23 protein-coding genes are annotated in these 22,813 nt (G+C 64.6%); 12 read left to right on the forward strand and 11 right to left on the reverse strand.

Going from position 1 to position 22,813, the window contains the following annotated elements:
- Window positions 1-12 precede the first annotated feature (12 nt).
- The 6 genes from BMW89_RS02345 to BMW89_RS02370 all read left to right on the forward strand — a co-directional run bounded on the left by BMW89_RS02345 (window position 13) and on the right by BMW89_RS02370 (window position 6,064).
- On the forward strand, window positions 13-951 hold the full coding sequence (locus BMW89_RS02345) for an SMP-30/gluconolactonase/LRE family protein (protein ID WP_092022301.1): 939 nt from the start codon (window positions 13-15) through the stop codon (window positions 949-951).
- A gap of 78 nt (window positions 952-1,029) precedes the next feature.
- Entirely contained in the window at window positions 1,030-1,737 is a 708-nt protein-coding gene (locus BMW89_RS02350) for a TetR/AcrR family transcriptional regulator (protein ID WP_244547491.1), read from the forward strand.
- 189 nt (window positions 1,738-1,926) lie between these two features.
- Window positions 1,927-3,135, forward strand: a complete 1,209-nt coding sequence (locus BMW89_RS02355) for an ABC transporter substrate-binding protein (RefSeq protein WP_092022305.1) — start codon at window positions 1,927-1,929, stop codon at window positions 3,133-3,135.
- 28 nt (window positions 3,136-3,163) lie between these two features.
- A complete protein-coding gene (locus BMW89_RS02360; protein WP_092023329.1) occupies window positions 3,164-3,973 on the forward strand; it encodes an SDR family NAD(P)-dependent oxidoreductase in 810 nt (269 codons plus the stop codon).
- 26 nt (window positions 3,974-3,999) lie between these two features.
- Window positions 4,000-5,142, forward strand: coding sequence for an acyl-CoA dehydrogenase family protein (locus tag BMW89_RS02365; protein WP_092022307.1), 1,143 nt, complete (start codon window positions 4,000-4,002; stop codon window positions 5,140-5,142).
- Window positions 5,143-5,146: 4 nt separating this feature from the next.
- Window positions 5,147-6,064, forward strand: coding sequence for an acyl-CoA dehydrogenase family protein (locus BMW89_RS02370; protein WP_092022309.1), 918 nt, complete (start codon window positions 5,147-5,149; stop codon window positions 6,062-6,064).
- Between the two features lie 109 nt (window positions 6,065-6,173).
- On the opposite strand, the gene BMW89_RS02375 is transcribed toward BMW89_RS02370, so the two are convergent.
- From BMW89_RS02375 to BMW89_RS02390, 4 genes are read right to left on the reverse strand one after another with little or no spacing between them, the layout of a single operon-like run.
- Entirely contained in the window at window positions 6,174-7,199 is a 1,026-nt protein-coding gene (locus BMW89_RS02375; protein ID WP_092022311.1) for a Gfo/Idh/MocA family protein, read from the reverse strand.
- Complete coding sequence (locus BMW89_RS02380; RefSeq protein ID WP_092022313.1) at window positions 7,186-8,235, reverse strand: Gfo/Idh/MocA family protein; 1,050 nt, start codon at window positions 8,233-8,235, stop codon at window positions 7,186-7,188. Before BMW89_RS02380 ends, BMW89_RS02375 begins: the two co-directional genes overlap by 14 nt.
- A gap of 10 nt (window positions 8,236-8,245) precedes the next feature.
- Window positions 8,246-9,394 (reverse strand): N-acetylglucosamine-6-phosphate deacetylase, encoded by a 1,149-nt coding sequence (locus BMW89_RS02385; protein WP_092022315.1) that lies wholly within the window; start codon window positions 9,392-9,394, stop codon window positions 8,246-8,248.
- Window positions 9,391-10,116, reverse strand: coding sequence for a glucosamine-6-phosphate deaminase (locus BMW89_RS02390; RefSeq protein WP_092022317.1), 726 nt, complete (start codon window positions 10,114-10,116; stop codon window positions 9,391-9,393). The genes BMW89_RS02385 and BMW89_RS02390 overlap by 4 nt, the downstream gene beginning before the upstream one ends.
- A gap of 188 nt (window positions 10,117-10,304) precedes the next feature.
- Between BMW89_RS02390 and BMW89_RS02395 the strand changes: the two genes are divergently transcribed.
- The 4 genes from BMW89_RS02395 (at window position 10,305) to BMW89_RS02410 (ending at window position 14,603) form a co-directional block, all read left to right on the forward strand.
- Window positions 10,305-11,342, forward strand: a complete 1,038-nt coding sequence (locus tag BMW89_RS02395; protein ID WP_092022319.1) for a LacI family DNA-binding transcriptional regulator — start codon at window positions 10,305-10,307, stop codon at window positions 11,340-11,342.
- A gap of 113 nt (window positions 11,343-11,455) precedes the next feature.
- Window positions 11,456-12,799 (forward strand): extracellular solute-binding protein, encoded by a 1,344-nt coding sequence (locus BMW89_RS02400; RefSeq protein ID WP_092022321.1) that lies wholly within the window; start codon window positions 11,456-11,458, stop codon window positions 12,797-12,799.
- A gap of 65 nt (window positions 12,800-12,864) precedes the next feature.
- Entirely contained in the window at window positions 12,865-13,752 is an 888-nt protein-coding gene (locus BMW89_RS02405) for a carbohydrate ABC transporter permease (protein WP_092022322.1), read from the forward strand.
- Window positions 13,749-14,603, forward strand: coding sequence for a carbohydrate ABC transporter permease (locus tag BMW89_RS02410; RefSeq protein ID WP_092022324.1), 855 nt, complete (start codon window positions 13,749-13,751; stop codon window positions 14,601-14,603). Before BMW89_RS02405 ends, BMW89_RS02410 begins: the two co-directional genes overlap by 4 nt.
- A gap of 33 nt (window positions 14,604-14,636) precedes the next feature.
- Here the strand turns inward: BMW89_RS02410 and pxpB are convergent, their stop codons facing one another.
- Entirely contained in the window at window positions 14,637-15,386 is a 750-nt protein-coding gene (gene pxpB / locus BMW89_RS02415; RefSeq protein ID WP_092022326.1) for a 5-oxoprolinase subunit PxpB, read from the reverse strand.
- Window positions 15,387-15,526: 140 nt separating this feature from the next.
- On the opposite strand from pxpB, the gene BMW89_RS02420 reads away from it, so the two are divergent.
- Entirely contained in the window at window positions 15,527-16,303 is a 777-nt protein-coding gene (locus BMW89_RS02420; protein WP_092023331.1) for a LamB/YcsF family protein, read from the forward strand.
- A 48-nt stretch (window positions 16,304-16,351) separates the two neighbouring features.
- On the opposite strand, the gene lpdA is transcribed toward BMW89_RS02420, so the two are convergent.
- The 5 genes from lpdA to BMW89_RS02445 are packed head-to-tail and all read right to left on the reverse strand — an operon-like array spanning window position 16,352 to window position 21,579.
- Window positions 16,352-17,749, reverse strand: coding sequence for a dihydrolipoyl dehydrogenase (gene lpdA / locus BMW89_RS02425; protein ID WP_092022328.1), 1,398 nt, complete (start codon window positions 17,747-17,749; stop codon window positions 16,352-16,354).
- Between the two features lie 13 nt (window positions 17,750-17,762).
- Window positions 17,763-19,046, reverse strand: coding sequence for a dihydrolipoamide acetyltransferase family protein (locus tag BMW89_RS02430; RefSeq protein ID WP_092022330.1), 1,284 nt, complete (start codon window positions 19,044-19,046; stop codon window positions 17,763-17,765).
- Window positions 19,046-20,062 carry an alpha-ketoacid dehydrogenase subunit beta gene (locus tag BMW89_RS02435; RefSeq protein ID WP_092022331.1) on the reverse strand — a complete coding sequence of 339 codons (1,017 nt, stop codon included), beginning with the start codon at window positions 20,060-20,062 and terminating at the stop codon, window positions 19,046-19,048. The genes BMW89_RS02430 and BMW89_RS02435 overlap by 1 nt, the downstream gene beginning before the upstream one ends.
- Window positions 20,063-20,065: 3 nt before the next feature.
- A complete protein-coding gene (locus BMW89_RS02440; RefSeq protein ID WP_092022333.1) occupies window positions 20,066-21,298 on the reverse strand; it encodes a 3-methyl-2-oxobutanoate dehydrogenase (2-methylpropanoyl-transferring) subunit alpha in 1,233 nt (410 codons plus the stop codon).
- On the reverse strand, window positions 21,295-21,579 hold the full coding sequence (locus BMW89_RS02445; RefSeq protein WP_244547492.1) for a hypothetical protein: 285 nt from the start codon (window positions 21,577-21,579) through the stop codon (window positions 21,295-21,297). Before BMW89_RS02445 ends, BMW89_RS02440 begins: the two co-directional genes overlap by 4 nt.
- A 158-nt stretch (window positions 21,580-21,737) precedes the next feature.
- On the opposite strand from BMW89_RS02445, the gene BMW89_RS02450 reads away from it, so the two are divergent.
- Window positions 21,738-22,238, forward strand: a complete 501-nt coding sequence (locus BMW89_RS02450; RefSeq protein WP_092022337.1) for an Lrp/AsnC family transcriptional regulator — start codon at window positions 21,738-21,740, stop codon at window positions 22,236-22,238.
- A gap of 55 nt (window positions 22,239-22,293) precedes the next feature.
- Here BMW89_RS02450 and BMW89_RS02455 read toward each other — a convergent pair whose 3' ends face one another.
- Window positions 22,294-22,653, reverse strand: a complete 360-nt coding sequence (locus BMW89_RS02455; protein WP_092023333.1) for a RidA family protein — start codon at window positions 22,651-22,653, stop codon at window positions 22,294-22,296.
- Between the last annotated feature and the right edge of the window lie 160 nt (window positions 22,654-22,813).

Genomic DNA, 22,813 nt, shown 5'->3' on the forward strand with positions numbered 1-22,813 from the left:
TGGAGTGACGGGATGCGCCTCGAAGCCAGAGAGATCACCAATGGACTGGCCTTTCCCGAAGGGCCGATCGCGCTCGCCGATGGCAGCGTCATCGTCGTCGAGATCGAGGGCGGCCGGCTGACGCGGGTGCTGCCATCGGGGCGGAAAGAGGTGATCGCCCATCTCGGCGGCGGTCCGAACGGCGCGGCGATCGGACCGGACGGCAAATGCTATGTCTGCAACAATGGCGGCTTCTCCTGGCACCGGGACAGCAGCAACTTTGCCCGCCCGACCGGCCGTGCCGGGGATTACACCAGCGGGCGTATCGAGCAGGTTGACCTCGACACCGGTGCCGTCAAAACGCTCTACGATAGTTGCGGCGGCGTCCATCTGAAGGGACCGAACGACATCGTGTTCGACACCAAAGGCGGCTTCTGGTTCACGGATCTCGGCAAGACCTATGGCCGGCTGATGGACCGCGGCGCTGTCTATTATGCGCGCACCGACGGCTCGATGATCCGCGAAGCCATCTATCCGATCATGACGCCGAACGGCATCGGGCTGTCGCCTGACGGACGTACCCTCTACGTCTCCGAGACCGAGACCAGCCGGATCTGGAGCTATCCGATCACCGGCGAGGGTGAGGTTGCCAAGCAGCCCTGGCCCTCGCCGAATGGCGGCAGGCTGCTGCATGGCCTGCCCGGCTACCAGCGCTTCGATTCGCTGGCGGTCGAGGCGGGCGGCAACATCTGCGTCGCCACATTGGTGCGCGGCGGGATCAGCGTGTTCTCGCCGCACGGCGATCTCGTGGAATTCCATGAAGCCGATGAGGTCTATTGCACCAACATCTGCTTCGGCGGCGCTGACATGTGCACCGCCTTCATCACGCTATCGGGCACCGGGCGACTGATCGCAGTGGAGTGGCCGAGGCCGGGTCTTGCCCTCAACGACCCCCGCACCGCCCGCTTGTAGCTCGACCCCACTGACAAACCTCCCACCCCCGTGTACCGTGACAGTGGATTCATCGCGGGCGAGGGGAATCGGCAGTTCGTGGCAGCCGGGAGCGGAACAGAGAAGGCGGCGCCGATCATCGGCTCCAAGGAGCGGCGCCGCAAGGAATCGGACCGGCGCATGCTGCGGGCGGCGGTGGCGCTGATCGGCCGACACGGCACGTCCGGCGCCAGCCTTGCCGATATCGGCATCGAGGCCGGCTACAGCCGCGGCCTCCCGGTGCAGCGCTTCGGCACCAAGCTCAATTTGCTGGAGAGCGTGATCGACACGATCCAGGACCGTTTCATGCGCCAGGTCGAGCGGCGGATCGGCGACCGCACCGGCTGCGAGGCGCTCGCCGAACGGATCCGGATCCAGATGGAGGCGGTGCGCGACATGCCGGACTCGGCGATCGCGCTCTACCATCTGATCGTGGACTCCACCGGCACCGTGCCGGAGCTGAAGCCGCGCATCGCCAAGCTGCATGCGCTCTATCGCGATAATCTGCGTGCCTATCTGTTGCAGGCGCGCAAGATGGGTGAGCTGCGCAAGGACGTCGATATCGAGCAGAATGTGCGCGCGATCTCCGGCGCGATCAGCGGCATCTGCATCCAGGCGCTGGTGTCAGGCGACACGCGGAAACTCGGCGAGGATGCCGAATTCGTCGCGGATCTCTTCATCGACCGGATGATGGAGCCCGCGACAGCCAAGGCAAAGGCGAGAGGCGGCGTCAAGGCCAGGTCCACGCCGCGGCGAGCCGTGCGCTAGCTCCCTCCGGCCGCAGCAGGCGGCCGTTGCATCAACTGTTTAGGGGTGGTGGAGGGCTCCTGCGACGCGGGGCCGCAAAGCCGTGCGCATGGAGGGGCAGGTTCGATTTCAATTACTTGCTAGTCAGCAAGCAACTAACATGATAGCTAACCCGCCAACAACCGAAACAGATGTTGTGCGGAGGGAAGGGTGGCGATCAGGACAGGCATCATCGTGGCCGGAGCGCTGTTGGCGTTCGGCCTTCAGGCGTCGGCTGCTGAGAAGAACTACGGTCCGGGTGTCACCGACACCGAGATCAAGATCGGCAACACCGCCGCCTATAGCGGGCCGGCCTCCGGTTTCGGCCTCATCGCCAAGACAGGCGAAGCCTATTTCCGCAAGATCAATGAGGAGGGCGGCATCAACGGCCGGAAGATCGTGTTCCTGTCGTATGACGATGCCTATTCGCCGCCGAAGACGGTCGAGCAGACGCGCAAGCTGGTCGAGAGCGACGAAGTGCTGTTCATGTTCAACGCGGTCGGCACGCCGACCAACTCTGCTGTGCAGAAATATTTGAACGCGAAGAAGGTGCCGCAGCTCTTCGTCTCCAGCGCGGCAGCGAAGTGGAACGACCCCAAGAACTTCCCCTGGAGCATGGGCTTTGCACCGTCGCTCGAAACCGAGGGGAAGGCTTACGCCAAATATGTCCTGAAGGAAAAGCCGGGCGCGAAGATCGCGATCTTCTACCAGAACGACGATTTCGGGAAAGACTACCTCAAGGGCATCAAGGCCGGCCTCGGCGACAAGGCCGCAGCGATGATCGTCGCCGAGGAATCCTTCGATGTTACCGAGCCGACCATCGATTCCCACATCGTCAAGCTGAAGGCGGTCGGCGCGGACGTTGTCTTCAACATGGCGACGCCGAAATTCGCAGCGCAGGCGATCAAGAAGATCAACGAGCTGAACTGGAAGCCGCTTCAGCTCCTCAGCTTCGCCTCGGCCTCGATCGGCAGCGTGATCAAGCCGGTCGGATTCGAGAACGCGCAAGGAATCGTCTCGGCAACCTATTTCAAGGACCCCAACGATGCCAGGTGGAAGGACGACGCGGATTTCAAGGCGTTGAACGCCTTCCTCGACAAATACATGCCCGAGGCCAACCACGCCGATACGCTGATCATCAACGGCTACAACCCGGCACTGTTGCTGGTGCAGGTGTTGAAGCAGTGCGGTGACGATCTGACGCGTGAGAACGTCATGAAACAGGCTGCCAGCCTCGGGGATGTCGAGGTCGGCACGCTGCTCCCCGGCATCAAGGTCTCGACGTCATCGACCGACTACGCGCCGATCAAGCAATGGCAATTGATGCGCTTCGAGGGGAGCAACTGGCAGCTGTTCGGCGATCTCGTCGGTCGTGATTGACTTGGCTCGCAACGATAAGGAACAAGCCATGTTCTCTCTGGCAGGGAAGGTCGCGGTGGTCACCGGCGGCGGACGCGGCATCGGCAAGGGCATCAGCCTTGCCCTGGCGCAGGCAGGCGCGACCGTGATCTGCACGGGACGTACTGCTGCGCCGTTGGAGGCAACTGTGGCGACGATCCGGGAGCAGGGCGGGCGCGCCCTGGTCCTTGGCAACGACATCGCGCAGCCGGGCGCAGCCCAGGCCATCGTCGACCGGGCGCTGTCGGAATTCGGCCGGCTCGACGTCTGGGTCAACAATGCAGGCAGCGCCGCGCGCGAGGACGTTGGTCCGTTGATTGAGCTCGACGAAGGTCAGTGGGACCGGGTTGTCGACCTGAACCTGAAGTGGACGTTCTTCGCCGCGCAGGCGGCCGCGCGCGCGATGAATGCCGGTGGCGCCATCATCAACATCACGTCGCGCTCGGGCTCGCAGCCCAACCCGATGACCGGACAATACGGGGCCGCCAAAGCCGGCGTCGACAATCTCACCGGGACCATGTCGGTCGAATGGGGCCATCTCGGCATCCGTGTCAATGCGATCGCGCCGGGGCTGGTGCTGACCGAGGACAATGCGGAGTTCATGTCCGGACCGCGGGCACAGAAGCAGATCGACGTCGTGCCGCTCGGCCGGCTCGGCACGCCCGACGATATCGGCCCGCTCTGCGTCTATCTTGCCTCGGATGAGGCCGCCTGGATTTCCGGCGTCGTCATCCAGGCCAACGGCGCAAGCCGGATTCCGTTCGGCTATCTCGCTTATCTGCACAAGGTCGCGAAAGCGAAGCAGGAGGCCTCGCCGTGATCGGACCGAACGCCTGAGAGGGAATCATGAATTTCGAATGGACCACGCGCGAACAGGCCTTTCGCGACGAGATCAGATCCTTTCTGGCGCGCGAGCTGCCGCCGGACTGGGAGACGATCGCGCGTCACGGGCCCGGCTCGAAGCAGCAGACCGAGTTTTCGCGGATCTTCTGCGCCAAGCTTGCGGAAGCCGGCCTGCTGGTGCCGCACTGGCCGAAGGAGCAGGGGGGCCGTGGCAGCTCGGTATGGGAGCATTTCATTCTCGGTGAAGAGATGTGGGCGGTCGGCGAGCCGCGCGGGCCGCAATATATGAACGTCAACTGGATCGGCCCGACCATCCTGCGTTTCGGCACGGACGAGCAGAAGGCACGCTACATTCCGGAGATCGCGGCCGGCAACGCGGTGTGGTGCCAGGGCTTTTCCGAACCCTCGGCCGGCTCCGATCTCGCTTCGCTCAGGACGCGCGCCGACCGCGACGGCGATGATTTCATCATCAGCGGCTCCAAGGTCTGGACCTCCTATGCCGGACTCGCCCAGCATTGCTTCCTGCTTGCGCGCACGAGCGGCAACCGCAAGGAGGGTATCTGCATTTTCCTGATCTCGATGCAGACGCCGGGCATCAATGTGCGGCCGATCCCGGCGCTCGTCGGCAATGGCGACCTGCACGAGGTGTTCTTCCAGGACGTCCGCGTTCCCGCATCCCACATGCTGGGCGAGGAGGGCAAGGCCTGGTCGCTGATCACCTACGCGCTCGCCAATGAGCGCATCGGCCTGCCGCGCTATCAGCTGTCGACCCGCGTGCTCGGCGAGGTGGTCGGGCAGCTGAAGGCGAACGGCTCCTGGAGCGACGATGTCATCAAGTTCAGGGCCGGACAGGCTCTCGCGGCGTGCGAGGCGGCGCGCATGCTGGTCTATCGCGTCGTCGATCAGCGCTCGCGCGGACTGCCGCCGAATGCGGAATCCTCGCTCGCGCGCGTCGCCATTGTTGAGGCCGACCACGCGGTCGCGAATTTCGCGCTCGACTTTCTCCCCGAGGCGTTTTCGAGCCACGTCCTGCCGCTGCTCAAGCCGCATCATGAGCGCGCCATCGCGGCCGGCATCGCGTCGGGTGCGGCCGAGATCCAGCTCGGCATCGTCGCCTCCGATTATCTGAACCTGCCGAGGAGCTAGGCTCATGTTTCTCGATATCAGCGACGACCAGGATGCGTTGCTCACGACTGTATCGGCCGTTCTCGCACGCGCCAGGAGCCGCCTGGTGCTCGGAGGCGGCAAGGCGTCCTTCGATCTCGAGCTCGATGGTGATCTTGAAAAGGGCGGCGTGCTCGACGCGGCATCCTATCCGGAATTCGGCGTATCGACGGCGGCTCTCGTCGTGCACGAAGTCTGCCGCAGCGCGTCGATCGCGGAAGTCGCAGCATCGGCCGTGATCCGTCCGCTGATCTGTCCCGAGGCTCCGCGGCCGCTCGCAGTGCTGACTGGAGATCCGACCCAGGCGATCCGCTTTCTGCCGGTTGCGCGTGCCGTGCTCGTCCTGTCCGAGGCGGGTGCGTCGTGGTTTCCAGTCACGGCGGATGATGTCGAGATGGTCGAGGCTTATTTTGCCTATCCCGTCGGCCGCCTGCGTGATCCCGACCGTTGCCTCTCGCGTGCGCTCACCGTCACCGATCCCGGGTTGGCGCGCCGTCTCGCCCAGCTCGCGGTGGCGGCCGAGATCACCGGCGTGCTCCAGGGCGGTCTCGATAGCGTCACCGCGCATGTCACCGACCGGCGCCAGTTTGGCCGGCCGCTCGGCACGTTCCAGTCGGTGCAACACCGGCTCGCCGCCTGCGCTTCGAAGATCGCTGCGGCCAAATGGCTCGCATTCAAGGCCGGTGGTGCCGGCGCGACGCACACGGATGTCGTGACCGCGCTCGCGAGTGCGCAGACCATCGTCGACGCGATTGTCTATGACCTGCACCAGTTCCTCGGCGCCATGGGGCTGACGCTCGAGCACCCGCTCTACCGCTGGACCTATCGCGCCAAGCTGCTCAAATCGGAATTCGGCGGAGCGTCGCGCAGCCATCGGGAACTGGCCGAGCTGACCTGGCCGTGAGCTGGCCGCGACCTGAGACGCGAGGCGCCTTGGTCATGGTCAGTGAAACCTCACGCCTACAGCTCCCGGCGACACGTCATCTGTCCAGCGAAGGAAATCTCATCGCGCTTTAGCGTCGGGGCCGTTCGGCCCATCGCATGGGCTGTCCGCCGTTTGCCGCGCTCTCCTGAGCAAGGATTGCGATGCGCGTGGCGCGCAGGGCCTCTGTTGCCGGAATTTGCAAGCTCTCGCCACGGACGAGATGATCAAAGGCGAAGCCGGCAGGCGAGGCGCCCGCGGGCAGATCGACTTCGCGCCGGGGTTTTGTCGCCGTCTCGACCAGCAGGCGATTTTCCGCGAAGAGAACGTCAGCACGTCCCTTTGTCCCGGAGATCCGCATGGCATAGTCGCCATGCCGTGGCGATGCTTCGGGCTGGATCCAGTCGACCTCAATCGCGCATTGCGGGCCGTCGTCGCAGGCGAGGATGGCACGCCCCAGTGCGGGGAAGTCCGTCGTGCCGGCAGCCGGGATCGGCGAGACCCAGCCGCTGACGGTGCCGCTGGTGTACCCCGTGAGCCAAAGCGCGAGATCGATGTCGTGGACTGTCAGGTCAGCGAGAATGCCGCCATAGGTCGACGGCTCGAACATCCACGCCGGACGGCGGCTTGGGACAAGCTTGTGCGGCCCGGTTGCGGTGATGGATACGATGTCTCCAAGCTCGCCACTGTCGATGATCGAACGGAGCGCGAGCGTAACAGGATAAAACCGCTTCTCGAGCAGAAGCGTCAGCAGATCGCGCCCGGCGAGCGCCTCCTCGATGAGCGCGAGCTGGTCCATGGTCACGGCCATGGGCTTGTCGGCGATCGCGAAGATGCCGCGGCGTAAGAGTTCGGCGATGATCGGAGCGCGAAGGCCGAATTCGGTGAAGACCGCAGCTGCTTGAATCTGATGCGCATCCAGAAGCGCGCTCATGTCGGCATAGCCGGGCGCCATCGTGCGTCGTTCGAGCTCAGCGCGTCGCGCCGCGTCACGATCGGCAACCGCCACGACCCTGACGTCGGTTCGGCCAGCAATCTCTGAAAGCACATATTCGACATGCGGGTGGGCTGCGCCAATGATGGCGATGTCGATGATCTGCGAGCTATCGGCCGGCATGAATGACCTCCGGCGCGACCTCGCTGGGGCTGATGGCCCGACCTTCCGCGGCCGAGCGATAGATGGCGTCAACCAGTCTGGCGGCTTCGAACCCATCCCTGAACGGGCTTGCAGGTGGCCGTCGCTCCCGGACGGCTCCAACAAAATCGCGCCATTGCGCGATATGTCCTTCGATCCCGATGGCCTTGGGATCGCTGGCCGCACTTCCTATGCTGGCTGCGCTCGGCGGCTCCGCAACGCCGGGAAAGTCCCAGCGCACGATGCTGTCGTTGGCAAGTTCGCAACTGCCGCTATCCGTGAACAGCCGCAGCATGGCCGGGCGTCCCGGAGGCAGCGCGGTGCTCGTCACGATCACACCGAGCGTGCCGGACGCGAAGGAGAGCAGCGCCGCCGTCGTGTCCTCGACGGCGTGCGCGTGTCCGAGTGTCGCCGTCTTGCCTTGAACACTCGCCACAGCCCCGAACAGCCAAAGCATCAGGTCGAGATTGTGAACGCCCTGATTGAACAACGAGCCTCCGCCGTGCTTCGTTTCGCTGCGCCACGGCTTCTCCGCATAGTATGCGTCGGAGCGATACCAATGAATCGCCGCTTCGATCAGGCGCGGCTGCCCGAGACGGCCGGTGTCGAGCAGGGTCTTGATCGCCTGGTGCTGCGGTTCGAGACGACGCTGCGAAACCACGCCGCATGTCAGCTGCGAGCGCTCGGCGGCGCGGACCAGGGATGCGGCCTCAGCCGGATCGACGCAGAGCGGCTTCTCGACCAGCACGTGGCGTCCTGCTTCGATCGCAGCAAGCGTTACGTCATGGTGGGCGCCGCTCGGGGTGCAGACCACGACCGCGTCGATGCCGCCATTGGCCAGCATCGCATCCGTGGTTGCGAATGTCGGAATCGGTTCGCCGTTCGTGCACGCTGCGATCTGTTCGGGCGTGCCGCCGGAAATCGCGGACAAGACGGTCTCGTCGAGTGCGCGGATTGCCCGCGCATGCGTCTCACCGATTGCCCCCGGACCGATCAACCCGATGCGAAGCCGGTTCATGTCTCAGTCCTCAGGGGTTGCACGGGTAAGGCCGGCCCGCGACATAAACCGTTTCGGGCGTGAGAGCCCCATCCTCGCCGAGACGGAAGCGCAGGAGATCGGCCGGTGCTCCGACCGCCAGCGCGGGGAGGTCGAACAACTTGCGCGGATTGATCGTTGCGAGCCTCAGCGCTTCGGCCAGGGTCAATCCGGCCATGCGTCTCGCCGTGGCTATTCCGAAGGTGAGGCTGACGGCTGCGCCCGCCAGAAAGGAGGTGCCGACGACTTCCAGCCGGCCGTTCGCTTTCAGCTCGACCTTGCCGCCGATCGGCGCGTCATAGATTCCAGGCGCGCAGCCTGCGAGCGCGGCGGCGTCCGATACCAGGATCGATCGCTCCAGCCCTTTTGCACGCAGCATGGCCTTGAAGGTCTCGGGGGGAAGGTGATGGCCATCGGCGATGAAGCTCGCCCACAGCCTGTCCTCGGCCAGTTGTGTCCAGATCGGGTTGGGATGCCGCGGCAGCGTGGCCGCGATGCCGTTGCCGAGGTGCGTCGACAGCGTTGCTCCGGCCGCAACGGCTGCGGCGATCTGATCCGGTGTCGCGCTGGTATGGCCGAGGGCAACACGAACGCCGCGCGCATGAAGGCCGCGCACATAGGTCTCCGTTTGCGGCCAATGCGGCGACAATGTCACGAGGCCGACGAGATTTCCGCAGGCCGCCTGCCATGCGTCGAACTCATCGAGGCTCGGCGGCCTGACATGCTCGGCCGGATGCGCGCCGCGCGGGCCGTCCTCCGGCGCGATATGCGGTCCTTCGACATGGACGAACGGCATCGCGTGCCTGACGAGCGGATCGCTATCGCGCGCCTGCGCAATGGCCCGCAACGCATCGATGATCGGATCGCGCGATGCGGTGATGAGCGTCGGGGCAAAACGCGATACGCCGCTGTTGTGGACGGCCGTGACGAGATCGCGGACCGTCTGGGGATCAGGCCGGGCATTGAGATCGTAGCCGCCAAAGCCGTTCAGTTGCAGATCGAACAGGCCGAGTGACAGCCAAAGTCCGTCATCATCACCGCCCGGAACGATGTCTGAAATCCGGCCATCCTGAATGACAATGGTGCGAGGCAGTCCGGTCTCGGGATCGCGGCCTGAGACGCGTGTCGCCGGATCCATCATGCGCGTGCCGGTTTTTGCGATGCGAGCCGCGGCGGCGTGGAATCCTGGTCGAGATACAGCGTGCATCGCGGATGCGTGCGGAGCGCGCTCGCGGGGCAGGCCGTCCCGATCGGACCGTACAGGGATTGCTCGACGGCGGCGCGTTTGGACGCGCCGGGCACGACGCAAAAAAGCTGGCCGGCGTCCAGCAGCCGGGGAATCGTCAGCGTGATCGCGTGGGTCGGGACGTCCGCAAGCGTCGGGAAGCACCCATCGTCAACCTGCTGTTGTCGGCAGACCTCGTCGAGTTCGACGACCTTGACCTGCTTCGTGTCGTGCAGGTCGGCGACCGGCGGGTCGTTGAAGGCGAGGTGACCGTTGACGCCGATTCCGAGGCAGACGATGTCGATCGGGGCCTGGGCGAGAAGGGCTGCATAGCGCGCCGCCTCCCGGTCCGGATCCGGCTCCTGTCCGATGACGTGAACGGCGCCGAAAGCGATGCGCGAGAACAAGTGACGCGTCAGCCAGGCGCCGAAACGCTGTGGCGCATCCGCGGCAAGTCCGAGATATTCGTCCATGTGGAAGGCTGTGACGCGCCGCCAGTCGATATCGCGCTCGCGTGCAAGGGCGTCCAGCAGCTCCGCCTGGCTCGGTGCCGCGGCGAAGATCATGCGCACCGTGCCCTGTCGCGCCAGGCGGTCGCGGAGCGCAACGCCGACGTCCGTGGCAGCCGCCCGGCCCATCGCATCTCGCGATTCAAATGTCGCGATTCCAGGAGGTACCGAAGCGGTCATGCTCATCCGTGGTTCTGCCGGGCCTGCCCGTCACCCCGGCGAAGAGAATGTAATGCAACCGGTTGCATGTCAAGCTTGCGCCCCGGAGCCGACCGGCGCATGTGTAGTCGAATGCGATGCAGAGGAGGCGGCCTGCGGTGAAGCGCGATTCCGATAGCGGCGGGAAGCAACGTCCATCGGTTGTGCCGACGATCAGTCAGGTGGCAAAGGCCTCCGGGGTTTCGCGCGCGACCGTATCGCGCGCCTTCTCGCGGCCTGAAATGCTGACCAAGGAGACCGTCCGGCGTGTCAAGGAGGTCGCCGACAAGCTCGGCTATGTGCCGAACCAGGTCGCCCGCGCATTGTCGACCGGGCGCCATGGCAATGTCGCGCTCATTGTCTCCGATGTCGCGAACCCATTCTTTCCGCCGCTGATCAGAGCCGCTCAACTGCGTGCCGACCAGGCGGGCTTGTGCGTCTTCCTCGGCAATTCGGACGAGGATCCTGCGCGCGAGGAATTGCTGGTGGGCCGCTTCATCGGCCAGGTGGAGGGACTTGTCCTGGCTTCGTCCCGTCTCGACGAAGAGCACATAAGGCGCCATGCGACGCGCCGGCCGTTGGTGCTCATCAATCGCGATATCGAAGGTATTACACGGGTCTTGATCGATACTGCGCCTGGTGTGGCAGCTGCCATCGCGCATCTTGCCGAGCTGGGGCACCGGCACATCGCCTATGTCAGCGGCCCGACGACGTCGTGGTCCAACCAGCAGCGGCGCAACGCGGTCCGGCGCGAGGCGGAGAAGCGCGGGCTCACGGTGATCGCCGTTCCGGCGCGCCCGCCATCCTACGACACCGGTCGGTTGGCGGCCACCCAGATTGTCGCCAGCGGCGTCACAGCGGCGATTGCGTTCGACGACCTTGTCGCTCAAGGCCTGATGGCTGGGCTCGCTGCGCTCGATGTCGAGGTGCCGAAATCGTTCAGCGTCGTCGGCTGTGACGATGTCCTCGGTGAAACCACCTACCCACCGCTCACCACCGTGTCCGCGCGCTGCGCCGATGCGGGCGACGTTGCGGTCGGCCTCCTGCTCAGCCAGATGAATGGCGGCGTGTCGGGCGAGATCCGCCACAAGCTGAACTCCCATCTCGTCATTCGCGCGAGCACCGGCCCGGCCCCGGTGAAGCGGAGAAGCCGCTGACGATTTAGTCAATGGCCTCGGAAAGCGGCATTGGATCGCAATTGACACGCAACCGGTTGCATGCGAGCTTTTTCGCAGAATTTGTCCCATTCCGGATGCGAGAGTGACCCCTCATGGTGAAACCCGTCGGCAGGTTCGGCTACGTCACGCGTCCCGAGGACAGCACTCGCCCGGCCAAGTCAGGTCGTCGGTCATGGCGGTCCGCAGCGCTGTCGCTGGCGCTGGCCGTCGCGGTGCCGGCGTTTGCTTCGCCTGCGTCGGCGGAGAAGCTGACCGTCTGGAGTGGGTGGCCTGACCTGGCGCCGTTTTACAAGCGCGTCGGCGACCAGTTGAAAAGCAAATATCCGGATCTCGACATCAGCGTCGAAGCCATTGCGCTCCGCGAGCACGAGAAGCGGCTGGCCCTGTCGCTTCCGTCAGGCGCTGCCGGAGACGTCATCGAGATGGAGGTCGAGGCGGCGCGGTATCTCGAGGCCGGCCTCATTCCGGAGCCGCCTGCGTCGATCGTCGCTTTCGTCAAAGCCAATTACGACATGACGCGTGTGAAGACCGCCATGTACGACGGCAAGATCTTCGGTGTGCCGTTGTTCCAGGGGCAGGGCGCGCTGTTCTACAACACCGAATTGCTCGCCAAGGCCGGCCTCGACGGCGCTCCCAAGACCATGGCTGACTACACGGCCTACGCTCAGAAGTTGGCACAGCGCGATGCGTCCGGCGTGCTGACGGTCAGCGGATGGAGCTTGCGCCTCAGCGGCGGCGGCTCGGGCATCGCGGAGAAGTACTGGACCATCCTCTATAATTACGGCGGGTCGCTGTTGGAGGAGAAGGGCGGAAAATGGCGTGCCGCCTATGCGAGCGAAGCCGGCCGCAACGCATTCAAGCAGTATCTCGACAACGTCGTGGTCTACCGGACGGTGACGCCCGAGATGAAGGCCGATGCGGAAGCCTTCGAGCTCGGCCAGACCGCGATGTTCATTCGGGAATCCTGGGTGATTGGTGACATCGCCAAGAAGGCGCCCAACCTCAAATACGCCACGGCGCCATTGCCCAAGGGGACGCTGATGGTCCCGGTTGATCTCTACGTGCCGAACAAGGGACCGAAGAGCCAGATCGCCTGGGATTTCGTTCAAAAGGCAAATGAGCCGGAAAATCTGCTCTGGCTGCTCGAGAACACGGCCTGGGTCCCCAACCGCAAGGGCCTCGACTACTCCGCGGTGCTCAAGAAAATCCCGCAGCTCGACGCCTTCGTCAACGTTCCCTCAGGCCACGTCTTCTTCACGGTGCCTGCGATCAGCCCGGCGAGCGAAATCCTCACCAGGCTTGCGGCGCGACTGGAGAAGGCATTCATCGACAAGTCGCTGGCAGGCAACGACGCCGCGATCGATGCTTTCCTGAAGTCTGCGGCCGAGGAAAGCGACAAGATTCTCGCCCGCGAAGACCTGCTGGCCAAACCCTAGACCGTCACAAACAGCGACCCACTCAATCCAGGCGCCGCCGCAGACCGGCGTTTGCCGGAGGATCCATGCGCACCACGCCGAAATGGCTGTTCCCGGTTCTGGCGCTGCTTCCGATCCTCGGGCTCTATGGCTGTATCCGCGTCTATCCGATCGTCGAGACGCTGCGGCTCAGCCTGTTCCAGTGGAATATCATCTCGCGGCGCAAGCCGTTCGTCGGCTTCGCCAACTTCATCGAGCTGGCGAGCGACCCGCTGTTTCTCGAAGCGATATTCAACACCACCATCATCGCCTTTGGCGTCGTGGCGATCACCATTCCCGTCGCGCTTGCGCTCGCCGCCCTGATCAACAGCCGACAGGGGCTGCGGCGCAGCGGCGTCTACGAAGCCTCGGTTTTCCTGCCGCACGTCGTCTCGCTGGTCCCCGCGGCGATGGCCTGGAAATGGATTTTCGACGCCCGGCTCGGACCGCTCAACGCCTTGATCGGATGGGTCGGGATCCCGGCCCAATCGTGGCTGTTCGACCCCGTGCTGTCGCTGGTGTGCCTGATCGTTCTCTGCTCCTGGCAGGCGATCGGCTATGCCGTCCTGATCTTCCTTGTCGGACTGAAGAACGTTCCGGATGCGCTCTACGAGGCCGCGCGCCTCGACGGCGCATCGTCGCTTCAGGCCTTCCGCTACATCGCGTTGCCGCTGTTGAAGCCCGTCATGCTCTACGTGTCGGTCATCACGCTGATCTCGTCCTACAACATCTATGCGCAGGCCTTCGTGCTGGCATCGGACGTGCAGGGTGCGCCGGGACATCTCGTCCGCGTCCTCGTCCTCGACATGCTCGAAAACAGCTTTCGCAATTACCGTGTCGGCTATGCGGCCGCTGAAGCCGTCGTGCTGCTCGTCATCGTCCTCGTTCTGACCGGCGCGCAGTTCAGGTTGTTCCGTGATCGGAGCCGGGCATGAGCGAGCACGAGCATCCGTCCGTCGTCGGTCAGAGCCGTGTCGTCGGCCTCGTGATCGACGCCGTTTTGTGCGCCGTCAGCCTGATGATGCTTCTGCCGCTGGTGTTCCTGATCAGCAATGCGTTCAAGACGCCGCCGGAACTGCTGGCGTGGCCGCCGACGGTGATCCCGCACCAGCCGACGCTGGACAACATCGTCAGCGTCTTGCGCGAAACACCGCTGTTTCGCTGGATCGGCAACTCGCTCATCTTCGCGACGCTCTCGACCGCGAGCATCGTCTCGACGTCGGCGATCGCAGGCTATGTGCTCGGCAAGTTCGATCTGCCGGGGATCCCGGTCATCTTCGGCATCATCATCGCGACGGCGGTGGTTCCCTTCGAAGTCTACATGATCCCGCTCTACCTCAACGTACAGTCTGCCGGGCTGTTGAACACCTGGCCCGGGCTTCTGGTCGGCTATCTCGTCATGAGCTTCGGCATCTTCCTGATCAGGCAATACGTGATGACCTCGATCCCCGACGAGCTCCTGGAGGCTGCGCGGGTGGATGGCGCGGGGGAAGGCTGGATCTTCCTGCGGATCGTGCTGCCGCTGATGCGCGGCCCATTGGGCGCGCTGGCCGTGCTCGCGTTTTTTCAGGCCTGGACCGCATTCGCGTGGCCACTCGTCGTCATGACCAACAAGGACACCTATACGCTCGAGGTTGGGCTCGCATTGTTTCAGACCGGTTTCACCGTGGATACCGGTCGTCTCAGCGCGGCCGCAGCGCTTGCGCTGGTTCCGAGCGCGCTGTTCTTCTCGCTGATGCGTCGAAATTTCGTGCGTGGCGTGGCCGCAAGCGGTCTGAAGGAGTGATGTCCGCCGCGCGGTAGGATTCAATCGAACGCCTCAAAACTCTTCTTTCCCGGCGATGATCGCGCCCGTCTCGGCCGCGCGCGCGAGCGCGGCAAATTCGGCGGCACCGATGGGGTGAAACCGCAGCAGATCGCCGGCGCGGAACAGGAAAGGCTCGTGCGTACGACGCGGATCGTAGGAGCGCACCGGCGTGCGCCCCAGCATGTGCCAGCCGCTTGGCGCGGCGAGCGGCGGCGCAACCGCTGCCTGCTGGCCTCCGACCGAAACACTGCATGGCGGCGTCACGAGCCTCGGCTCCGGGCGCCGGTCGACATGAAGTGCGGGGTCGAGCCCGCCGAGATAGGCAAATCCCGGTATGAAGCCGATCATGTAGACACGGTATTCGGCTGCGCTGTGCCGCGCCACGATCTCGTCCGTCGTCGTGTCGAGGCGTTGCGCGAGCCAGTCGAGGTCCATCCCGTTGTCGCCGCCATAGGCGACCGGAACGGTCCAGCGGCGGCGGACCTGCCCTTCCGGGGGACGTGGCGGCCACAGCGCCATGATCTCGGCTTCGATGTCGCGCCGTGATAGGAGGGTCGGATCAAAGCAGACCAGCAACGTGCGATAGGTCGGTACGATCTCCACGATGCCGGGCAGCGCACGCCTTGTCAGCGCATGGTCGAGATCGACGACGCGTGCGTTGACGTCGGCGTCGATGCCGTTTCCGACTTCGACCGTCAACGCAGCGTCGCCGGATTGGCGGAAGCGCGGCATCGCGTAGAGTGTATCGTTCACCATGCTCATTCATGCCGTCGCGAAGCTGTCAGACCCATGCATGCTCTTCGAAAAGCATCACTGTCCCATGCACGCGGCACGCCGAATTTGTCGTGACGCGCACCGCGCGTCATGCGTATATCGAACCAGCGCGACAAGCGAGGACGATGATGACTCTGATCGATATGAACTGCGATATGGGCGAAGGTTTCGGCGTCTATACGCTCGGCGACGATGCCGAGATGCTGCGCACCGTCACCTCCGCCAACATCGCTTGCGGCTTTCACGCCGGCGATCCGCTCGTCATGCATCGCACCTTGAGCGAGGCGAAGGCCAATGGCGTGCAGGCCGGCGCGCATCCCGGGTTCCTCGATCTCTGGGGCTTTGGCCGCAGGCCGATTCAGGGCGAGCGCCCTGCCGACATCGAGAAGATCGTGCTCTATCAGATCGGCGCGCTGATGGCGCTTGCATCCGACGCCGGCCACGTTGTCCGCCACGTCAAGACTCACGGCGCGCTCGGCAACATCGCCGCGGAGGATCGCGATCTCGCCGAAGCCGTGGCGCGCGCGATCCACACCATCGACCGTAATTTGATCTTCGTGGTGATGCCCGGCCAGGAGACCGAGCGGGCCGGCGAGAAATTCGGCCTGCCGCTGGTACGCGAGATCTATGCCGATCGCGCCTATGCCGACAATGGCAATCTGGTGTCGCGCCGCCTCGCCGGGTCCGTCATTCATGATGCCGAACTCGCGTCCGAGCGGGTCATTCGCATGATCGAGGACCGCGCGATCACGTGCCTGTCGGGAACGCAATTGCCGACCCGCATCGACAGTGTCTGCGTGCACGGCGATACGCCGGGTGCGGTTGCGATGGCGCAGCGCCTGAAGGCGCGCCTTGCGGCGGCAGGCGTCACGCTGGCGCCGATGGCGAAGGTTATCGGAGCCTGATCGCTTGCCGGCCGCTCGCTTACGGGAGAAGCCCGTCTCGCGATCAAGCTAGACGTGGATCGCGTGGCCGAGGGCCTTGAATGCGGCTTCCTGAATGGCCTCGCCGAGCGTCGGATGCGCGTGGATCGTGCCGGCGATGTCCTGCAAGACCGCACCCATCTCGATCGCGAGGCCGAACGCGGCAGACAGCTCCGAGATTCCCTGTCCAACCGCCTGGATGCCGATCACCTGCTGATTGTCGGCTCTCGCCACGATGCGCACGAAGCCAGCCTCGCCATGGCGCGTCATCGCGCGGCCATTGGCTGCAAAGGGAAACTGTCCAACCTTGACGTGGATGCTGGCCTCGCGCGCCTCGTCCGGTGACAGGCCGGCAGCGACGATCTCGGGATCGGTGAAGCAGATCGCGGGAATACAGCGCTTGTCCCACGCGCGTGGCAGGCCGGCGGCGATTTCCGCCACCATCTCGCCCTGTGCCATGGCGCGATGGGCCAGCATCGGCTCGCCCGTGACGTCGCCGATCGCATGGATGCCGCGCATCGAGGTTTCGCAATGCTGGCCGATGCGGATGAAGCGGCCGTCCATGTCGAGCACGAGTTGCTCCAGCCCCAATGCGGCGGTCACCGGCGTGCGCCCGACCGTGACGAGAATCTTGTCGGCCGTCAGGCTGCGTTCCTTGCCATCGGCGGTCTCGACGCGCAATCCGCCGCCCTGAGCGGTCACGCCGAGCGCCCGGGCACCGGTCATGACCTCGACGCCGAGCGCGCTCAGGCGTCTGGCGATCGGAGCCGTCAACTCGGCATCGTAGAGCGGCAGGATGCTGTCCTTTGCTTCGACCACGGACACCTTGCTCCCCAGCTTGGCGAAGGCGGTCCCGAGCTCAAGCCCGATATAACCGCCACCGACGACAACGAGGGATTTGGGCACCTCTGCGAGCGACAGCGCACCGGTCGAGGAGATGACCCTGCCGCCGAACGGCAGGGACGGCAACTCGATGGGAGCCGAGCCGGTCGCGATCACCACCGTCTCGGCCTTGATCGTCTTCGGACCGGTCTCGGTTTCGACGACGATCGTCTTGCCGTCGCGGAAGCGTCCATGGCCCTGGACAATCTTGACCTTTGCCTTGCGCAACAGCGCGGCAACGCCATTGTTCAGCCGATGAACGATACCGTCCTTCCAGGCGATTGCCTGTTTGAAGTCCAGCGCGGGCTCAGCCACCGTCAGGCCGAACGGCGTCTTGCCATCCGCGGCCTCGGTCAGCTTCTCGAATTCCTCGGCAACATGAATCATCGCCTTCGAGGGAATGCAGCCGACGTTCAGGCAGCTGCCTCCGAGCTTGCCGCGTTCGACGAGAACGGTGTCGAGGCCGAGCTGGCCGGCACGGATCGCGCACACATAGCCGCCGGGGCCGCCACCGATGACGACGAGCTGACAGGTAATTTCGGTCATGGCTTGTCCTGCCTCAGGGATCGACGAAGATCGTCGCCGGGTTCTCCAGCAGCTCCTTGAGCCTCTGCACGAAGATTGCGGCGTCCCATCCGTCGATGACGCGGTGATCGAAGCTGGAGGAGAGGTTCATCATCTTGCATGGCACGAACTGCGCGCCGTCCCAGAGCGGACGTACCGCGATCTTGTTGACGCCGACGATGGCGACCTCGGGATGGTTGATCACCGGCGTGGTGGCAAGGCCGCCGAGCGCGCCGAGCGAGGTGATGGTGATGGTCGAACCGGTCAATTCCTCGCGCGTCGCGGTGCCCTCGCGGGCGCGCTGGGCGAGACGGTTCAGCTCAAGGCTGCAATCGCGAAGGTCGCGCGCCTCCGCATGCTTCACCACGGGCACGACGAGGCCCGACGGGGTCTGGGTCGCGATGCCGATATGGATGCCGGCATGCTGATGGATGATGCCGGCCTCGTCGTCATAGAGCGCGTTGAGCGCAGGCTGCTCGACAAGCGCCTTGACCATGGCGCGCATCAGGAAAGGCAGCAGCGTCAGCTTGGGATGCTCCGGCGTGGGCTTCCTGTTCAGCGACGCGCGAAAATCCTCCAGCGGCGAGACGTTGACCTCCTCGATGATGGTGATGTGCGGGATGCGGGACTTCGACAGCGCCATCTTCTCGGCAATGCGGCGGCGCAAGCCCACCACCTTCACATCGGTCACGGCGGTCTTTTGGCTCATGCCGCGACCATGGAGCGGTGCCGGCCCGCGCGACAGGAAAGCGTCGATGTCCTCGTGGGTGATGCGTCCGGCGGGGCCGGTGCCGTGGACCTGGCGCAGATCGATGCCGGCTTCGCGCGCCTTGAGGCGAATGGCGGGCGAGGCCAGCGGCTTCTCGCCCGGCGCGCGGCGGACCGCAGACGTTGTTGCCGGCCGGGCTTCGATGGCCGTTGGGCGGATGCGGGCAGGGGGCGTTGCTTCGGCATCCGTGGTCTCGGCTTTCGTCATAGCCGATGGCGCTGCGACGTCCTCCGTCGGTGTCTCGTCTCTGGGCGCCGCTGCGTCGTCGCCGGCGACCTTGAGCTTCACGAGCGTCGAGCCGATCGCCACGGCGTCGCCGATTTTGGCGCCGATCCAGCTGACCTCGCCCGCGAACGGCGTGGGAATCTCGACCGAGGCCTTGTCGGTCATCACGGTGGCAAGCAAATCGTCCTCGCGAACGAGATCGCCCTCCTTGACATGCCATTCGACCAGCTCGGCTTCGGCAATGCCTTCGCCGATGTCCGGAAGCTTGACGCTGCGCTCGCCCATCAGCGTGTCTCCAGGATGTCGCGCAGCGCCTGCCCGAGCCTGGCGGGGCCGGGGAAATAGTCCCATTCCTGCGCATGCGGATAGGGCGTGTCCCAGCCGGTGACGCGCATCACCGGCGCTTCGAGATGATAGAAGCAGTGCTCCTGCACCAGCGCAGTCAGCTCCGCGCCGAAGCCGGAGGTCAAGGTTGCTTCGTGCACCACGATGCAACGGCCGGTCCTGGCGACGGACGCGACGATTGTATCGAGATCGAGCGGAAGCAGGGTGCGCAGGTCGATCACCTCGGCGTCGACACCGCTCTCCGCGACGGCTGCGAGGGCGACGTGAACCATGGTGCCATAGGTGAGGACGGTGACGCCCTCGCCGGCGCGCCGCGTCACCGCCTTGCCGAGCGGCGTGGTGTAGTATCCCTCCGGCACTTCGGCGAGTTCATGCTTGGCCCACGGCGTGACCGGGCGATCGTGATGACCGTCGAACGGGCCGTTGTAGAGCCGCTTCGGCTCCAGAAAGATGACGGGGTCCGGATCCTCGATGGCCGCGATCAGCAGGCCCTTCGCGTCATGAGGATTGGACGGCACCACGGTCTTCAGTCCCGCGACATGCGTGAACAGCGCCTCGGGGCTCTGGCTGTGCGTCTGTCCGCCGAAAATGCCGCCCCCGGTCGGCATGCGGATGACGAGGGGACAGGTGAAGTCGCCGGCCGAGCGATAACGCAGGCGAGCGGCCTCCGAGACGATCTGGTCGTAAGCCGGATACATGTAGTCGGCGAACTGAAGCTCGACGCAAGGGCGCAGTCCATAAGCGGCCATGCCGACCGCGGTGCCGACGATGCCGCACTCGCTGATCGGCGCATCGAAGCAGCGCGAGACGCCGTATTTCTGTTGCAGGCCCTGCGTGCAGCGGAACACGCCGCCGAAAAAGCCGACGTCCTCGCCATAGACCACGACGTCGTCGTTGCGAGCCATCGAGACGTCGAGCGCCGAGCGGATTGCCTCGATCATCGTCATGCGCGGCACGGCTCAAACTCCGATCTGCTGGCGCTGGCGCCGCAGATGCGGCGGCAGCTCGGCATAGACGTCCTCGAAGATGTCGCGGGCCGACGGCTTGCTGCCCGAGTGCAGCGTGCCAAAACTCTCGGCCTCCTTCTGCGCGGCGATGACTTCGGAGAGGATCTCGGCCTCGGCCTGCTTGTGGCGTTCTTCCGACCAGGCCCCGGCTGCGATGAGATGCTGCTTGAGCCGGATCACGGGATCGCCCAGCGGCCATTCCTCGGATTCGTGCTTCGGCCGGTAGGCGGACGGATCATCCGAGGTGGAATGCGCGCCGGCGCGGTAGGTGACGTATTCGATCAGCGTCGGCCCGAGGTTGAGCCGGGCCCGCTCGATGGCCCATTTCGCAACCGCATAGGTCGCAAGATAATCGTTGCCGTCGACCCTGAGCGCGGGGATGCCGAAGCCGAGGCCGCGCGCGGCGAAGGTGCCGGAGCCGCCACGCGCGATGCCCTGGAAGGTCGAGATCGCCCATTGATTGTTGACGACGTTGAGGACGACGGGCGCCTTGTAGGTCGAGGCGAAGACCAGGGCGGCATGGAAATCGGACTCGGCGGTCGAGCCGTCCCCGATCCAGGCGGCCGCGATGCGGCTGTCGCCCTTGATCGCCGAGGCCATCGCCCAGCCGACAGCCTGCACGAACTGGGTGGCGAGATTGCCGGAGATCGAGAAGAAGCCGTGCTTCCGCGACGAATAGAACACCGGCAACTGGCGTCCCTTCATCGGGTCGTTCGCGTTGGAATAGATCTGGCACATCATGTCGACGAGCGGATAGTCATGCGCGATCAGGAGGCCGGCCTGACGGTAGGTCGGGAAGTTCATGTCGTCGGGACCGAGCGCGATGCGGAAGGCGCAACTCACGGCTTCCTCGCCGGTGTGCTGCATGTAGAAGGACGTCTTGCCCTGGCGTTGCGCCATCTGCATGCGCGCGTCGAAAGTGCGCAGCGTCACCATGTGGCGGAGGCCCGCGACCAACTCGTCCCTGGAGAGGTCCGGCACCCATGGCCCGATCGGCTGCCCCTCGTGATCGAGCACGCGTATGATCGAGTAGGCGAGATCACGAATCTCCTCGGGCGCCACATCGACCGGCGGCCGCCGCACCGAGCCTGCCTTCGGAATCGAGACGCCGGAGAAATCCGGCTTTCCCCCGGGCCGGCTTGCGGGCTCCGGAACGTGAAAGCGAAGTGGCGTGAGGCTGGTCATGGAAGCATCCGCTCCTTTGCAGGTCCTGGAGGGACAACGCCCGGCCGATCGAAGTCCTCTGAGACCTCTGCGATGTGAAGGTCCGTGATCACCGGATGGCGTGACAGCCGTTCCGTGAGGTCGGCGCAATCCGCCGACGGCTGGACTTCAAGCACCATCCGTATCGTTCGGTTCCCATCGGATCGCGTCGTCATTGCGACCTGGTCGAGGCCGAAGCCGAAACGCGCGGCGTCGAGGACAAGCCGGACGATCCCGTCAAAGGGATCGGACGTGGTGGCCATCACGCTGACGCGCCGGCGCTGTTGAGGTTGCATGTCACGTTCTCTCGCGACACAATGATAATCTCCTGGGGCGAGGAAACTTCCCAAAATTAAGGCAAATTGGTCTGTTTTGCGGAATGTTTTCCCGTCAAACAGTAAAAATACAGAAGGATTGACCGATGCCCTCCAAGCGCAGCTCCGTCGGGGAGCTTGATCAACTGGATCGCCGAATTCTCTCGGCGCTTTGCGAGGACGGCCGCCTGACGACGAGTGCGCTGGCGGAGCAGGTCGGGCTGTCAAGCTCGCCGTGCTGGACCAGGGTGAAGCGCCTGGAGGAAAACGGCGCGATCGAGAAATATGTCGCGGTGCTCAATCACGCCAATCTCGGCTACAACAACATCGCCTTCGTCGAGATCACGCTGGACAAGCATGACGACAAGGTGCTCGATCGCTTCGGCGCCGCGCTGTCGCGAATTCCGGAGGTGATGGAAGCCTATCTGGTGACCGGCGATTACGACTATCTCATCAAGGTCGTCGTGCGGGACACCGATCACTATGAGCGCTTCCTGCGACAGGCGTTGTACAAGATACCGGGCATCCGCCAGTCGCGAACGACATTCGGCCTGCGGACGCTCAAGCGCCAGATCTCGATCGATCCTTCCAAGGCCGGTCCGCCGTGATCTCTCGCGTGGCCCGGGTGAGCGCAGCGATACCCGTGCCCCCCGATTGTCGGCTTCAGGCCTGGCGCGGTCGCGCAGCGATGGCGGTCATCTCGAGTTTGACGCCTGGCCCGAGATCAGCCACGCCGATTGCGGCGCGCGCCGGCAGGTGAGCTTCTGCAAAATGCGCCTTCCAGGCCGCATTGAACGCCGCCTTCTCCTTGAGGTCAGTCATGTAGATCGTCACTTGCAGGACGTTGGCCAAATCGGATTCGAGGGTCTTCAGCAGCTGCGCCAATTGCCTGAGGACGTCGTTTGCCTGGCCCGACATATCCAGGCTCGTGTCCTCGGGAACGATTCCACCGATGTAAAGCACGCCATCATGTTCGACCACTTCGTGGAGCAGACCTTCGTAGGGCAAAACGCGCTTGATCATGATGGGACCGATGTTGCTGTGGGGACGGGCGGCATATCGCACATTTCACTATCAGTGTCCTTGGCAGAGATTGCACACGAAGTCTCGCCGAAGGATGGACCGCGCTGTCGCGAATGCAGGTCGGTAAGATATTGAAAATAAAAGTATAAGTAGCTCGAAG

It is taken from the genome of Bradyrhizobium sp. OK095 (assembly GCF_900109945.1).
In the GTDB taxonomy this organism is placed as follows: Bacteria; Pseudomonadota; Alphaproteobacteria; order Rhizobiales; family Xanthobacteraceae; genus Bradyrhizobium.